This is a genomic window from Nitrospira sp. CR1.1 (assembly GCA_014055465.1).
Lineage (GTDB): Bacteria > Nitrospirota > Nitrospiria > Nitrospirales > Nitrospiraceae > Nitrospira_A.
Genome location: WIAF01000002.1, coordinates 57,105 through 71,508, shown reverse-complemented (window position 1 = coordinate 71,508; position 14,404 = coordinate 57,105). Strand labels below are relative to the sequence as shown.

At 59.3% G+C, this 14,404-nt stretch carries 13 protein-coding genes; 5 read left to right on the top strand and 8 right to left on the bottom strand.

Going from position 1 to position 14,404, the window contains the following annotated elements:
• Positions 1-69 precede the first annotated feature (69 nt).
• The 4 genes from GDA65_04925 to GDA65_04910 all read right to left on the bottom strand — a co-directional run bounded on the left by GDA65_04925 (position 70) and on the right by GDA65_04910 (position 4,867).
• The gene (locus GDA65_04925) at positions 70-1,983 is read right to left on the bottom strand and encodes a HAMP domain-containing protein (GenBank protein ID MBA5862033.1); all 1,914 of its coding nucleotides are present in this window, start codon (positions 1,981-1,983) and stop codon (positions 70-72) included.
• Positions 1,983-3,368: a response regulator gene (locus GDA65_04920; protein ID MBA5862032.1), complete on the bottom strand. Its 1,386-nt coding sequence runs from the start codon at positions 3,366-3,368 to the stop codon at positions 1,983-1,985. Before GDA65_04920 ends, GDA65_04925 begins: the two co-directional genes overlap by 1 nt.
• A gap of 90 nt (positions 3,369-3,458) precedes the next feature.
• On the bottom strand, positions 3,459-4,505 hold the full coding sequence (gene queG / locus GDA65_04915; GenBank protein ID MBA5862031.1) for a tRNA epoxyqueuosine(34) reductase QueG: 1,047 nt from the start codon (positions 4,503-4,505) through the stop codon (positions 3,459-3,461).
• The gene (locus tag GDA65_04910) at positions 4,490-4,867 is read right to left on the bottom strand and encodes a hypothetical protein (protein MBA5862030.1); all 378 of its coding nucleotides are present in this window, start codon (positions 4,865-4,867) and stop codon (positions 4,490-4,492) included. The genes queG and GDA65_04910 overlap by 16 nt, the downstream gene beginning before the upstream one ends.
• A 278-nt stretch (positions 4,868-5,145) precedes the next feature.
• Here GDA65_04910 and GDA65_04905 point away from each other — a divergent pair, with 278 nt between their 5' ends.
• Positions 5,146-5,943, top strand: a complete 798-nt coding sequence (locus tag GDA65_04905) for a response regulator (protein MBA5862029.1) — start codon at positions 5,146-5,148, stop codon at positions 5,941-5,943.
• Between the two features lie 248 nt (positions 5,944-6,191).
• Positions 6,192-6,797 (top strand): hypothetical protein, encoded by a 606-nt coding sequence (locus GDA65_04900; GenBank protein MBA5862028.1) that lies wholly within the window; start codon positions 6,192-6,194, stop codon positions 6,795-6,797.
• Here GDA65_04900 and thiI read toward each other — a convergent pair.
• The 4 genes from thiI to GDA65_04880 all read right to left on the bottom strand — a co-directional run bounded on the left by thiI (position 6,781) and on the right by GDA65_04880 (position 10,000).
• Positions 6,781-7,959, bottom strand: coding sequence for a tRNA 4-thiouridine(8) synthase ThiI (gene thiI, locus GDA65_04895; GenBank protein ID MBA5862027.1), 1,179 nt, complete (start codon positions 7,957-7,959; stop codon positions 6,781-6,783). The two genes, GDA65_04900 and thiI, sit on opposite strands and share 17 nt — an antisense overlap.
• Positions 7,960-8,036: 77 nt before the next feature.
• On the bottom strand, positions 8,037-8,399 hold the full coding sequence (locus GDA65_04890) for a four helix bundle protein (GenBank protein ID MBA5862026.1): 363 nt from the start codon (positions 8,397-8,399) through the stop codon (positions 8,037-8,039).
• 37 nt (positions 8,400-8,436) lie between these two features.
• Complete coding sequence (trxB, locus tag GDA65_04885; GenBank protein MBA5862025.1) at positions 8,437-9,354, bottom strand: thioredoxin-disulfide reductase; 918 nt, start codon at positions 9,352-9,354, stop codon at positions 8,437-8,439.
• Between the two features lie 43 nt (positions 9,355-9,397).
• The gene (locus tag GDA65_04880) at positions 9,398-10,000 is read right to left on the bottom strand and encodes a dephospho-CoA kinase (GenBank protein ID MBA5862024.1); all 603 of its coding nucleotides are present in this window, start codon (positions 9,998-10,000) and stop codon (positions 9,398-9,400) included.
• A gap of 84 nt (positions 10,001-10,084) precedes the next feature.
• On the opposite strand from GDA65_04880, the gene GDA65_04875 reads away from it, so the two are divergent.
• The 3 genes from GDA65_04875 to GDA65_04865 all read left to right on the top strand — a co-directional run bounded on the left by GDA65_04875 (position 10,085) and on the right by GDA65_04865 (position 14,391).
• On the top strand, positions 10,085-11,110 hold the full coding sequence (locus tag GDA65_04875) for a DUF1565 domain-containing protein (GenBank protein MBA5862023.1): 1,026 nt from the start codon (positions 10,085-10,087) through the stop codon (positions 11,108-11,110).
• Between the two features lie 156 nt (positions 11,111-11,266).
• A complete protein-coding gene (locus tag GDA65_04870) occupies positions 11,267-11,452 on the top strand; it encodes a hypothetical protein (GenBank protein MBA5862022.1) in 186 nt (61 codons plus the stop codon).
• 263 nt (positions 11,453-11,715) lie between these two features.
• Positions 11,716-14,391: a glucosidase gene (locus tag GDA65_04865; GenBank protein ID MBA5862021.1), complete on the top strand. Its 2,676-nt coding sequence runs from the start codon at positions 11,716-11,718 to the stop codon at positions 14,389-14,391.
• The last annotated feature ends 13 nt before the right edge of the window (positions 14,392-14,404 follow it).

The window sequence follows — 14,404 nt, the reverse complement described above, 5'->3', positions numbered from 1 at the left end:
GTTTGAGCCTCCTGCAGGACTGGTCTGATTAGCTGCCAGCGGCGTTCTCGGGTCGTTCAGGGGCCGTTCCTAGCTCGCCGGGCGAAAGCGCAGCGTGAAGGTGGTGCCGTTCCCCTGATTGCTGGTCACGGCCAGGGTTCCCCCGTTATCTTCCACGAGACGTTTGACGTTGGTGAGGCCGAGGCCAGTGCCATAGGTCTTGGTGGTGAAAAACGGTTCGAAAAGTCGCGCGAGGTGGTCTGGCGCTATGCCGCTTCCCGTATCCGCCACATCGATCTCCACATCGCCTCCTTCCCCGCCGCGGGTTGCCAGGGTCAGGGTTCCCCCTTCCGTCATCGCTTCCCGCGCATTGATCAGCACGTTCATGAGGGCTTCCTTGATCTGTTCAGGATCAATATGAATCAGGGGCAGGTTGCGTCCGAACCGGTGCTCGACCCGGATGTGTTCATGCCCGCCTTGCGCTTCCCACTGCTTCACAGCGGCGCGTATTACGTCTTCCGCAGCGCAGTCGGCAAAGTCCGGCGGCTTCTGCCTCGCATAACGCAGAAAGTCGTGAAGGCGTTGGGACAGTTTGTCGACTTCGTCGATGATATAGCGAGCCATTTCGTGACGGATCGCTTCGTCCTGCGGCCCCTCCAGCACCACTTGGGCTGAGCTACGGATCACGCCGAGGGGATTGCGGAGGTCGTGGGCAAGGGCGGCAAGGAGTTGTCCGACCGATGCCAGCTTTTCCTGCCGGATCAATTCATGTTGCTGCGACTTGATGGTGCGCAGATTTTCTTCCAGCACCGCCCGCATTGCGCTGAACGTCGTGGCGAGGTCTTCGATTTCATCACCGGTCCGGTATTCCTGCGGCAAGGGCGGAGTCGCAGGCGGGACAGTGCTGTTGGTGTGAGGCGTCGTCAAATTGAGGCGCAGTCCCTCGGCCTCCCGCTGGAGCGCGGCGAGCGGTTTGACGATCCGATAGCCGACGGCAAATCCAAAGGCGGACAGCACAATCACCAGGCCGAAGCCGATCACGCCGACGGACAGCAGGAGCGAATAGATTGGCGCATAGGTTTCCTCGGGAGCCTGTCGAACAAAGGCGTACCATCGATTGCCTTCCAGGCTGGACGGGGTCAACGGATGGCTGAAGCGGACCGGCGAGGCTCCAACGATCGCATCGCGCCCGCCGTGCGCATCGTCATTGGCCACCAACCACAAGGGACGGTCCAGAGCCAGCCGGTTCATCAGACTTGGGGGAATGAGGTGGGCGGTCGGCGGCAGCACCGGACAGATGAGCGGTGTCCCTTGCGTATCGAGGAGCATGGCATGGCCAGTATTCCCGATATGAATCGGGAGGATCAGCTGGGTGAGGAGATTGTGGCGGATCACGAGGTCGACGGCGCCAGTCACCGTGGCCCCGGCCTTCTCCACAATGGGAACCGCAACGTGGAAGATCGCGTCGTTGATGGCCGGGTCGAGCGTGACAGTGCTGACATAGGCCGTGCCGGCCGGGGCGTGCATGGCCTCGCGCCACCACGTTTGATCAGCCTGCTGCGGTGAGAGCCCCGGATCGGTGGAGGCGAGGACCAGGCCCCGGTGATCGGCAATGGTGACACGCAGATAGTGGCGGGATTCGTGCGCCCATTCTTCGAGGTAGCCGGCGGTGACCGGCTTTGTCAGAGGCCGATGAGCGGGGTGCGAACGAGCGGTTTCGGTTTGGCTGCGGTCGGACCGGTCGGAGAGTCCTTGCGCTTGTTGATTGGCGACGCTGATGGCCAGACGGCCGGCGCGATCGATTTCATCGTCGACGGCGCCGGCTAATCGAATCGATGTGGAGCGCGCAATTTCCTGGAACCCTTCTCCGATCGCCTGCTTGAGGCTGGCGGTGCTGGAATGGTAGGTGGCCCAGAGCGCGGCCATGCCCGGCACGATGCCGACGATCAATAACGCGACAAAAAATTTTCTCTGGAGCCCGCCGGTCCGTCGTGCAGCGCGCATCAGCCTTGAGGCTGTGACAGGTTATGTTTGGCCATGCGATAGCGCAGCGTGTTGCGTGTGATTTTGAGCAGGCGGCTGGCTTCAGACACATTGCCGCCGCTCTTCGTCAGCGCTTCTTGCAGCATCGCTTTTTCGACCTCTTCGACCGACAGCCCGAACGAGAGGAGCGAGGGACCGCCGGCCGGCGACGCCGGCGGCTGGGGGGCTGCGGCGGTCAGCGAAGCCGGGAGATGCTCGGGCTGAATCATGTCCTGCTTGCAGGTGATCGTCAGCCATTCCACGACATTGTGAAGCTCCCGCACATTGCCGGGCCAGGGATACTGCGTGAGACGCGTGAGCGCGTCCCGCGCGATCCCTTTGATGCGGCTGCCACGCTCGCGGCGGGCCTGGTCGAGAAACTGAGTCAGGATCGGTTCGATATCGCCCGGCCGTTCCCGCAGGGGGGGCATGCGAAGCTGGTAGACGTTCAGGCGATAATACAAATCCAGGCGGAAGCGACCGGCCTTGATGAGGTCGGGCAACTCCTGATTCGTCGCGGCAATGACTCGCAGATCGACTGGAATGCTCCGAACCCCGCCCAGCGGCTCCACCACATGCTGCTCGAGCACCCGCAGAAGTTTGGCTTGCGCCGTCAGGCTGAGTTCGCCGATTTCATCCAGGAACAAGGTGCCGCGATCGGCCATTTGAAAACGGCCCGGCTTGGACTTCTTTGCGTCGGTGAAGGCGCCTTTCTCATAGCCGAACAGTTCGGATTCAAGCAGATGCTCGGGAATGCCGGCGCAGTTCAGCGCCACCATCGGGCCTTGCGCGCGCGGGCTGACCAGGTGAATGGCGCGCGCGAGGAGATCCTTGCCCGTGCCGCTCTCGCCTGTGATCAGCACGGTGGCATCGGTCTGGGCCACCTCCCTGGCAAGCCGTTTGACCAGCTCCATTTCTTTGGAGACGCTGACGATGCGGTCGAATCCGAACTGCTCATGGAGCCCTGCGCGCAGCGCGCGATTGTCCCGGGCGAGTTGACGGACTTGCAGCGCGCGGGCGATGACGATTTTCAGCTCTTCGTTATCCACCGGCTTGGAGATGTAATCGTAGGCGCCCTTCTGCATTGCCTCGACGGCCGATTTTACCGTTCCATAGCCGGTCACGATGAGGACCGGCACATCAGGCGCCTGTTGGCGGGCGGCTTCCAGCACGTCCATGCCCGACAGGGTTCCCAGTTGAAGGTCCGTGATGATCATGTCGAGCGAGTCATGCTCCTGCAGCAAGCGGATGGCTTCCTCTCCGGAACGCGCCAACAGCAGATGATACCCGGCAGGTTTCAGCACCAGCTCAAAGAGGCGGCGCATGCGTTCTTCGTCTTCGACGATCAGGAGGGTGGGTGCGTGCATGGTCTTGCAACCGCTGAGGTGGGTCCTCGACTGCGCGAGGACGTGAGGCAGTAGCCTACCACTATCGGCGAAAGAGAAACAGAGGGACGCTTACAGAGGATCGGCGTTTGATGATGGTGCGGGTGTGGGACTCCCGGCTGGCTTGGCTTCATTGTTCCACGCCCAGGAGAGGTTGCGTTGGAATCCCGCATGTTTTGCGCGTCGAATGGGACTGTGTTTGAATGTTGCGGCGAATGTCGCCTCGTTCAGTGCCATTAAGGCGCGCAGCGAAGGCGAGGCGGTAAGCCGGGTAGGTTGGAAGCCCGGTTCGCTGGTCGGTTCGGCTTGATGGTTGTACGGGCAGATATCGAGGCAATCGTCGCAGCCGAAAATTCGATTCCCCAATCCTCGCCGGAGTTCGTCAGAAATGGGGGGCTCGCCGCCCCGAAGCTCAATCGTGAGGTAGGAAATGCAGCGCCCGGCATCCACGACGTATGGCTCGGTGATGGCTCCCGTGGGACAGGCTTGAATGCAGAGCGTGCAACTGCCGCACAAATCGGTTCCGGCCTCGTCCGGATCTAGTTCCAGGGTCGTCAGAAGTTCTCCCAGCAACAGCCAGGAGCCGAACTGAGGTGAGACGAGATTGGAATGTTTGCCGATCCATCCCAGGCCGGCCTGCTGAGCCCAGGCTTTTTCCATGACAGGCCCCGTATCGACGTAGGCGCGATGGCGACTCTCGGGCGCGAGGGCGGTGATGTGTTCGGATAGTCGGGTCAATCGATCACCGAGGATTTTGTGGTAGTCGAGCCCCCAGGCATACCGGGCAATCCGCCCATTCCCCGGTCGCTCGTCCGCTCGCTGGTCGGTGTAGTAGTTCATCCCGACGGAAATGATGGAACGGCATCCGGGCAGGACCAGGGCGGGATCGGCCCGTCGTTCCGGGTCGCGCGTCATCCAGCCCATGGAGGCATGGAAACCTCGTCGCAGCCATTCATGCAGCCGGTCGAGGAGCCGATTGAAGGGAGGGCCGGCACGATGATCCGGTGTCGGTTCCAAGCGGTGCGGCAGTCTGCTGATGCCGACCACGTCGAAACCCAGGTCGCGCGCGGCCTGTTTGATCTGAGTGGTGAGTGTCGGGGACATCAGGGTTTTGTGCACTCAAAACGCACCATGAATTGGCCGGTGCAATGGCTGGAGTCACAGCGCGTGCATTGTCCGGTAATTTTGGTTTTCCAGTCCGTCCCTTTCTTGTCGAACGCGCAGAAGGTGCGGCCGGCTTTAGAGACGGTAGTCCAGGGTTTGTCCGTTCCGGGAAACTTCGCGATGACGCAGCCGGCTGGGACCGGCACCTGGCACTGGTGGGCGGGATCTCCCTTGGCCATGCCGAAACTACATGAATGCTCAGTCGTTGCCGCAGAGTCAGGGGGTGTTTGTGCCTGCGCGTCGAGCGGCGGGACGCTGAGCGCGGCGTGCATACCGAAGAGCATCACGGACATCATACGAACCAGCCAAACCATCATACGGAGGCTCCGGTGGAAGGCGGCATGGTATCACAGCCTGCTTTCCGCGGAGAACCCTCGCCCCGTGAGTACACGACACCTTTGCTCCGGTCTCTTCCGATTCTGTCCGGACATTGTTCAAAAACCACCGTCGGTGTAGGGGAGTGCAGAAGCCTTGTGAGGCGTAACCTGCTGCCAAAGCAGGGACAGGCGAGTGGCATGCGAGTTGCGAGAACCTGTGGGCATCCAGGGGCGTGTGGATACGTGTGCAACGGGACGACGGGATCCCGGCATGACGGATGATGATCGTTTCTTCGTCGTTTTCTGGTTGCACCATGGCGCAGGAAAAAATTCTGATCGTTGACGATGAAGTGGTGGTGGCTGAAGACATCCGTCGTCAGCTGCGTTCGCTTGGATATGTCGTGGTCGGGGTGGTGGCCTCGGGAAGCGAGGCCGTAGATTTGGCTGGAGAACATCGGCCGGATCTGATCCTCATGGATATCAAGCTCAAAGGTCCGCTGGATGGGATCGATGCGGCCCGAACGATTCACTCGCGCTATGGCATCCCGGTGATCTATTTGACGGCGTTTTCCGACGAAGACACTCTGGAACGGGCGAGACATACTCTTCCGTTGGCGTATTTGATCAAACCCTTCGTGAGTAGCGATTTACGCGCGGCGCTCGACCTGGCGCTCTTTCGTCATCGTGTCTTGCGGATTGCTGAACAACGCGGCCGTTGGCTCGATTCGGTGGTGCAGTCGATGGGCGATGCAGTCGTGACGATCGATCTGCAGGGAAAGGTGACGTTGCTCAACCCGGCGGCGGAGAGATTAACCGGGTGGTCCCAATCAGATGGGCTCGGGAAAGCAATTCAGGATGTCATGGTCGTTGTGGATGCGCAGCGCCGCACACCCCTCGTGAACACGGCCCTCTCTGCCTTGCAGCAGATCAAGGCGTCGGAACAAGGCGCCGGCCCATTCCTGCTCATCAGTCGTCAAGGAGCCGAGCACCTCATCACCGAGAACGCGACCGTCATTCACGACGAACGGGGAGCACCTGCCGGAGTTGTGCTGGTATTCCGTCCCGCCACCGCCTGACCGGTGAACCATTCGCCGATCGCGACGTGATCCTCCGTTGGCCATTGTTGGGTCATGTTCTCTGCGCTCGCACTCCCGGCGGTCAATGAGTATACTTTTCCTATGACCTCCTCGGCGTTGAGTGATTCCTGCGGCCATTCTGTTGTCATAGCTGGAGCACGAAGGATCCCTCGTCCCATCGTTCAATGGATTCCAACATCCCTCGTGAGAAACGACATCTCCCGACCTAACGGTGCCTTCGGTAGAACATGATGCGCGCCATGGGACGTCTCATGTCTTTTCTGGGGGCTCTTCTCGGCTGCTTGACGGCCTTTGTGCTGACGCCTGCCTCTCAATCCTGGCCGGGAGAGGTGGGGGCGATTCACCTGCTTCGGCCTCTTCTGGTGGAGATTGATCCAGGCGGCGGAGTCAAAGCGACGGCCACATTACTTTTTCCGGGGAGTCCGTCCGTCCTTCAATCCATCCTCACTGAATACCGCAAGTGGCCGGAGTTATTTGAGACCCGTATGCGTGTTGCGCAGGTCGAGGAACGCGAAGGACATGTGCTGACCGACGTCTATATTTCTCATGCGCTCCTCCCCGGTGAACAGCGATTGCTCTGCGAATCGCAGGAATTGCCTGGCGGAGGATTGATCACCGATCTCAAGGGAGGCGATTTCAAACAGTACCATCGGGAGTGGAAGCTGCAAGCGGCGGGCGAAGGCACTCAGACGAGAGCGGAGTTTGAACTCCTGGTCGAGCCGAAGATCATGATTCCCGACTGGTTGATTGCTATGGCCATGGAGCGGGAGCTCACGGTGCACTTTCGGCTCGTGCGGCAACGGGCGCTGGATCTGGTTACGAAGGAAAGGTAAGAATTGTCAGTTCGGCCTTTTCTACGCCCCGCTTGACGAAGGCACTGATCTCCAGCCCACGTTCGATGCGAACGATATCATCGGGTTTGGTCCTGGTGCTCGGATGTAACGGGACGAAGAGTTTGCAACAATCCTGATCCGGTTCTATCGAGGTGGTAAAGCTGCCGATCTGTTGCGCCTGTTCCGTAATTTCGATCTTATCCATGCCAATGAGCGGACGGAGCATCGGAATGTCCGCTGCGTTCTCAACGACACACAGATTCTCCGCTGTCTGCGAGGCGACCTGGCCCAGACTATCGCCGGTTACCAGCGCCCAGCAGCCTTCCCGCCGCGCCAGCTCCTGCGCAATCCGCACCATGATCCGCCGGTATAACACCACACGAAAGGGCGCGGGCGCGTTGGCGACGATCTCCTGTTGAATCTCGCCGAACGGCACGATGTACAGCTTGGAGTGATATTGGTACGTCGTCAGGAGCTGGACCAGCTCCTGGACCTTTTCCTCTGAGGCGCGACTGACGAGCGGGCGGCCGGAGAAGTGGACGAAGACCGCCTTGCAGCCGCGTTTGATCATGCGGTAGGCCGCAACCGGGGAGTCGATACCTCCGGAGATCAAACAGGCAACCTTGCCGCTGGTGCCCACCGGCATGCCGCCGGGACCCTGGATCTTTCTCGCCGCGACATGGGCTTCTTTGGTCAGAAGCTCGATGTAAAGGGTCACGTCCGGCTGTTTCAACTTCACCACTTTGCCCGTGGTTTCATGGAGATACCCGCCGACTTCGCGCTCCACATCCATCGACGTCAATGGCAGACGTTTATCCGCGCGTTTGGCCGTCACTCGAAAAGAGGTGAATGTCTGTTCAGCCAGTTGGCGCTGTGCGATCCGCTTGATGATCGACAGGTCCGGCGCCCTGAGATCTAACGGCACGGATTCGCTCAACAGGAAGTTTGACACTCCGCAGATGCGCCGGAGCCGTTCTGTCACCGCGTCCGGCGTGACCTCGTCGGGAATCGTCACGCGGATGCGCCCTTGCAGCGATTCGATTCGCCGGATCTTCAAGTCTCTAAGGGCCAGGCGGATGTTGCGGACGAGTCGCTGTTCGAAGAAATCGCGGTTGCGGCCTTTGAGGGCGAGTTCGTGGTAGTGGACGATCGCGCAATGCATATCTTAGCGTGAAAGGTAAAACGTGAAAGGTAAAAGGTTGAAGAAAGTAAGCCTGTCGAAGGGGTAATGCATAAAGTTTACGATTTCGCTCCCAGATGACGAATAAGTCCGCTGAGCATTTTGTCGACTCGTTCAAGCAGTTCATTCAAAGCCTGCCACTCTTTCGGCCCAAGATACTCAAGGCGAACAGCGAGTTCCAGTTGCGTGTCGAGTTCGCTGAGTGAGCCTTTGGCAATATGGAGAAATTGAACAAATTCCCTCTTTGTTTGCCTTGCCGCGCCTTCGGCGATGTTGCTTGGGATGCTGACTCCTGCGCGTCTGATCTGATTGGTTAGACCATATTGCTCTTTGGAAGGGAAGTGGTCGGTCTTTTGATAGACTTGCTGTGCTAATTCAATTGCCGTGGTCCAGGCATCCAGCTTTTTGTGGGGCTTGTTCATTCGTGAACTTTAAGGAGAACGTTTCACCTTTCACGTTTTACGTTTCACGCTCCAGAAATCGCTCGGCGTCGATGGCGGCCATGCAGCCGGAGCCGGCAGCGGTGATCGCTTGGCGGTATTTCGTATCCTGGACGTCGCCGGCGGCGAACAGGCCAGCCACGCTGGTGGCGGTCCCGCGCGAGGTGAGGACGTAGCCCTTTTCGTCCATCTCCAACTGGCCCTTGAACAAATCCGTGTTGGGACGATGGCCGATGGCGACGAAGACGCCGGCACAGGCGAGTTCCGTAAAGGCACCGGTGACGATATTTTTGAGTCGGACCCCGGTGACCAGATCCTTTCCGAGAATGTCTTCAACGACGGAGTTCCACGAGAAAGAAATCTTTTCGTTCCTCATGGCGCGATCTTGCATGATTTTAGAAGCCCGCAGCTTGTCGCGGCGGTGAACGAGGGTGACGGTGCGCGCAAACTTCGTCAGGAAGATGGCCTCTTCCACCGCGCTGTCCCCTCCGCCGACGACCACCAGGTCCTGGCCGCGAAAGAAGTAGCCATCGCAGGTGGCGCAAGTCGAGACGCCGTGCCCGGTCAGGCGTTGTTCGTTCGGCAATCCGAGTTGGATAGCCGAGGCGCCGGTGGCCAATATGAGGGCTCCCGCCTCCAGGGTCTGCTCTCTGTCGATGGTCAGGCGAAACGGGCGTCGCGACAGATCAACTGCCGAGACGTCCCCGGTCAGGAACTCAGTCCCGAACCGCTCTGCCTGGCCCCGCATTTCCTTCATCAACTCGGGCCCCATAATGCCTTTGGAAAAGCCCGGATAGTTTTCGACCTCCGTTGTGGTGGTCAGTTGTCCACCGGATTGCCAGCCTTCGATCAGAAGGGGTGACAGGTTGGCTCGCGCGGCATAGATGGCTGCTGTGAGGCCCGCAGGGCCGGAGCCGATGATGACAAGGTTGCGCATGAGCGGATGCTAACATACAGAAGCCGCGAGGGAAAAGCTGGGGTCAGGCAAGGGCGAGGAGTTCAGCGTAGAGCTGCTTCACGACAGTGAACAGGCGCCGGCGCGGGGTGGTGCCGTCGAGGAGGTAGTCGGAAGCGGCAGCCTTCTTCCGCAGCGGCCATTGACTGCGGATGCGCCGGATGGCTTCGGCGCCTGTCAATCCATTGCGTTTCTTCAATCGAGTGATTTGTGTGTCCCGATTGGCGGTGACCACGACGACCTTGTCCACGCGCGCATCGATTTTTGCTTCGAACAGGAGCGGGACATCATAGATGACGACAGATTTGGGCTGATGGCGAGCGGCCTCCCGAGTTCGTCTGGCCTGCTCCCGTGCGACGCGAGGATGAATGATCTGTTCCAGGCGCCGCAGTTGTGCCGGATGCCGGAAGACGAGTGCACCCAGGGCTTGCCGGTTCAGCGTGCGATCTGGGTTTAGCACGGAGGGGCCGAACGTCTTGATGATCTCGCGCCAGGCTGGTTTGCCCGGTTTGACGACCTGATGGGCCAGGGCATCGGCATCGATGACGACCGCTCCGCAACGCGCAAACATACGTGCGACCGTGCTCTTGCCGGTCGCCACTCCGCCGGTCAGGCCTACCAGAATCATGGGGCGTGAAGATAGCATGGGGTGGTTGCCCCCGCAACGAGGCTCGATTGACTTCTCGCTGGTCCCGGCGGTATAGCCATCCATATGCTGTGCGCTATCGTTCGAAATGTGGTCTTGGGTCTGACGGTCGTGGCTGCTGGGGTGACTGGTGCGCTGGCGGAAGACCCTGCGGCTGCGCAACGCGAGCCCCTGGTGGTGGCCTTGGACGGCTCGGGCCAGTATCGCTCTATTCAGGAAGCGGTGGATGCCGCGAAAAAGGGTGACACCATTCTGATCCGCCCCGGTGCCTATCCCGAAGACGTCACTATTCACAGCAAAGAAAATGTCCGCTTAATCGGGGCCGGCATGGATCAGGTGACGATCCTGGGTCGTGAACGGGTGGGCGTGTTTCATATCGGCAAGTGGCCCTACGGGGCGACCAATATCGAGATCTCCGGCATTACCGTCAATGAACATGGCGGGCACGCGATGGGGATGTTTAACGGCCGCGGCATCCACTTTCATCATGCGCGGGTGAAAGGCATGTTGTTTACGCAGCAGGTGGAGGATGTGCGGATTGAGGATTGCGATATCGGCGGCAGCGAAACCACCGGTATTCAATTTGCCAATTCTCAGGCCGTCATGCGGGGCAACTTCATCCACGACAACGACCATGGCGTCAGCGTCGCCGGGAAATCCACCGTGCGGCTGGAACGGAATGTCATTACCCGAAGCCTGTTTGAAGCCGTGATCGTCAACGATCAGGCGCAAGCGATTCTGCTCGGGAATACGTTCGTCAAAAACGGCGGGGGCGCCGCGTTTTTGGGAACGTCTCAAAATGAGGCCTCAGGCAATATCGTGAGCCTGAATGCCTATGGGTTCGTCGTGGGAGCCTCGAGCCGGGTGCTCTTCTCCTACAATGCCATGCAGAACTCGGGTTCCAACTATCTCCGGTCGGGAACCCCGAACCAGCCGGCGCCCGAACTGAAGCCTGATTCTGATTTGACGGTAGACCCACGGTTCGTTGACACCGCGCGGGATGATTTCAGGCTTCGGGCAGACACCTCGCTCGTAAAAATCGGCGCATTTCCCTACCTCGGCGCGCTCCCGCCCCTGAGCGCATCACGCTGATCTCCTGTTGGAACGTGCAACAAATTGAGAGGTTATCCGCCTCCCCTTGGCGGCGACGACCTTGTGCTATGCTTCATGGTGAGCAAGGAATTCGACGTGCTCCTGTGTGGCTCAAGAATTGCTGCACTACGACCGACAAGGGATTGGAGGTAAGACGTGGCCAGCTTTCGATTTGATCTCGAAAAACGCAGTACCGACGGGATTCCCAACCTGGCAGAGATGGAGTCCGGCAAGCTTCTCGGAGCAATTTTGCCGATGTCTGAGCAGGCGCAACTTCAGTTGCGGGATAGCATCGAAGTTATCGACTATCTCATGAACCAGGAAGCTGTCGTCTGGAGCTAACGTCTCTGATTCCCAGGTAAGTCATCCTCTCCGTTCCTTCGGCAATTTGTTGAATATCCCGCATAGGGTCTTCACCGCCCCCCTCAAGAACGGGGGCAGTGGCCCGTTTCTGTCTTAGGCGCGTTCACTCTCAGCTCCGGCGCGCATACGCAGTTCCTCCATCAGGCTCTCCCCGCGAATCCCTGTTGAATCTTTTCGACGCCGGGCGCATGCTGGCGCGGTTTTGACGGTCAAGGGCGGCCGGGAAGAGGAGTCTGTGTCATATGTCGACATCGCCAGTGCGGAAACCTGCCTCTGCGCAGTCAGCTGAACAGGAGCGCCTCGATGAAGATGATCGACGCCAAAAACATTGGAAACGTTGGGGGCCCTACCTGAGCGAACGAGCCTGGGGAACGGTCCGTGAAGACTATAGCCCCTACGGAACGGCCTGGGAGTCGCTGCCCCATGATCATGCCCGCTCGAAAGCCTACCGTTGGAATGAAGAAGGCCTGGCCGGAATGTGCGATCGCCACCAATTTATCTGTCTCGCGCTGGCCCTCTGGAACGGGCGCGATCCGATTCTCAAAGAACGGCTGTTCGGCCTGACCGGAAACGAAGGCAACCATGGAGAGGATTGCAAGGAGTACTACTTCTATCTCGATTCGACGCCTACGCATTCCTACATGAAGTTTCTCTACAAGTATCCGCAGGCTGCTTTTCCTTATACCCGCTTGATTGAAGAAAACCGCCGTCGGAACCGGGCGGATCCTGAATTCGAGTTGCTCGATACGGGTCTGTTCGATGGCGACCGGTACTTCGACGTGTTGGTTGAATACGCGAAGGCGTCGCCCGAGGACCTGCTGCAGCGCATCACCGTGATCAATCGCGGGCCGGACCCGTCTGAGTTGACCGTCTTACCAACGATCTGGTTCCGGAATACGTGGTCATGGGGGCTTGATGTGCGCCGTCCGCGATTGCGACAAGGGGAATCGAGTCTCGGGGTGAGTGCCGTCGAATTCGACCATGAGTATTACGGGCAGCGCCGATTCCTGTGCGAGGGGGCGCCTGATTTGCTGTTCACGGAAAACGAGACCAACACGCGTCGGTTGTACGGCGATTCCAACGGGGCGCGGTATGTGAAAGATGGCATCAATGAGTATATCGTCCAGGGAAACACCAGCGCCGTCAATCCGGACCGGATTGGATCCAAGGCGGCGGCGCAGTACGTGCTCTCCACCTTGCCTGGCCGGCCGGTCACCATCCGGTTGCGCTTCACCAACGGTCCTGCGGAGGGGGCTCTTGATCCGGTGGCATTCGACGCCGTTTTCGCAGACCGTCAACAAGAAGCGGACGAATTTTATGCGCATCTGGCGCCCCCAGGTCTTTCCGCCGATGCGCGCCTGGTGCAGCGCCAGGCTTTCGCCGGTCTCCTCTGGAGCAAGCAGTTTTACCACTACGAAGTCGATCGGTGGCTCAAGGGGGATCCGGCAGGGCCGGAGCCTCCGCCGGAACGGTTGCGCGGCCGCAACGCCGACTGGACGCATCTCTACAACGCCGACGTCATTTCCATGCCTGATAAATGGGAATATCCCTGGTATGCCGCCTGGGACCTTGCCTTTCACTGCCTGCCGATTGCGCTGGTCGATTCGCGGTTTGCCAAGGACCAGCTCGTGCTGATGTTGCGCGAATGGTACATGCATCCGAACGGGCAGATGCCTGCGTACGAATGGGCCTTCGGCGACGTGAATCCGCCGGTGCATGCCTGGGCGGCCTGGCGCGTGTATAAAATCGAGAAGAAACGCAAGGGCGTCGGCGACCGTGTTTTTCTGGAGCGGATCTTTCACAAGCTCCTGCTGAACTTTACCTGGTGGGTCAATCGCAAGGACGCCGAGGGGAAGAATATTTTTCAGGGCGGGTTTCTGGGGTTGGATAATATCGGAGTCTTCGACCGGAGCAAGCCGCTTCCCACCGGCGGGCACATCGAACAATCAGACGCCACGAGTTGGATGGGCATGTATTGCCTGAACATGTTGTCTATCGCGCTTGAACTGGCGAGGGACGATCGGGCGTATGAGGATGTCGCCAGTAAGTTTTTCGAGCATTTCGTTTACATCTGCCGGGCGATGAACAATTTCGGGAATGCCAGGATCGAGCTCTGGAACAGGGAGGACGGATTTTTTTATGACGTGCTGCAGCTGCCGGACGGCAAGACCTTTCCTATGAAGATCCGCTCCATGGTCGGACTGATCCCCCTCTTTGCCGTGGAGACGCTGGATTCCGAACTCATTGACCAGCTGCCGCGCTTTAAGCATCGCATGCAATGGTTCATTGAAAACCGGCCGGACTTCAGCTTGCACATCGAAACCCAATCGCAGGACGGCGAAGTGCGCCGCTTCCTGTCTTTGGTCAATCGACCCCGATTGGCCAAGGTGCTACGGTACTTGCTCGATGAAAATGAATTTCTGTCGCCCCATGGCGTGCGGGCATTGTCCCGGTATCACAAAGATCACCCCTACGTGTTCTCGATGATGGGGACCAACCAATGTGTCGAATATCAACCGGCGGAGTCCTCCAACGGCCTGTTCGGGGGGAACTCGAACTGGCGGGGGCCGGTCTGGTTTCCCGTGAACTATCTGTTGATCGAATCGCTCCAGAAGTTTCATTATTATCTGGGCGATTCGTTTCGCGTTGAATACCCGACGGGCTCGGGGCAGAGGCGCAATCTGGCCGAGGTGGCCGCCGAGTTGTCCCGCCGCCTCACACATACATTTTTGCGGGGACCGGATGGCCGCCGTCCGGTTTATGGCGGGACGGCGAAGTTTCAGCAGGACCCGCACTGGCGTGATCTGTTGTTGTTCTATGAATACTTCCACGGCGATAACGGCGCCGGTCTCGGCGCAAGCCATCAAACCGGCTGGACTGGCCTGGTGGCCAAATTGATTCAGCAGTCAGGCGAATAAGCCGGAGACGCGT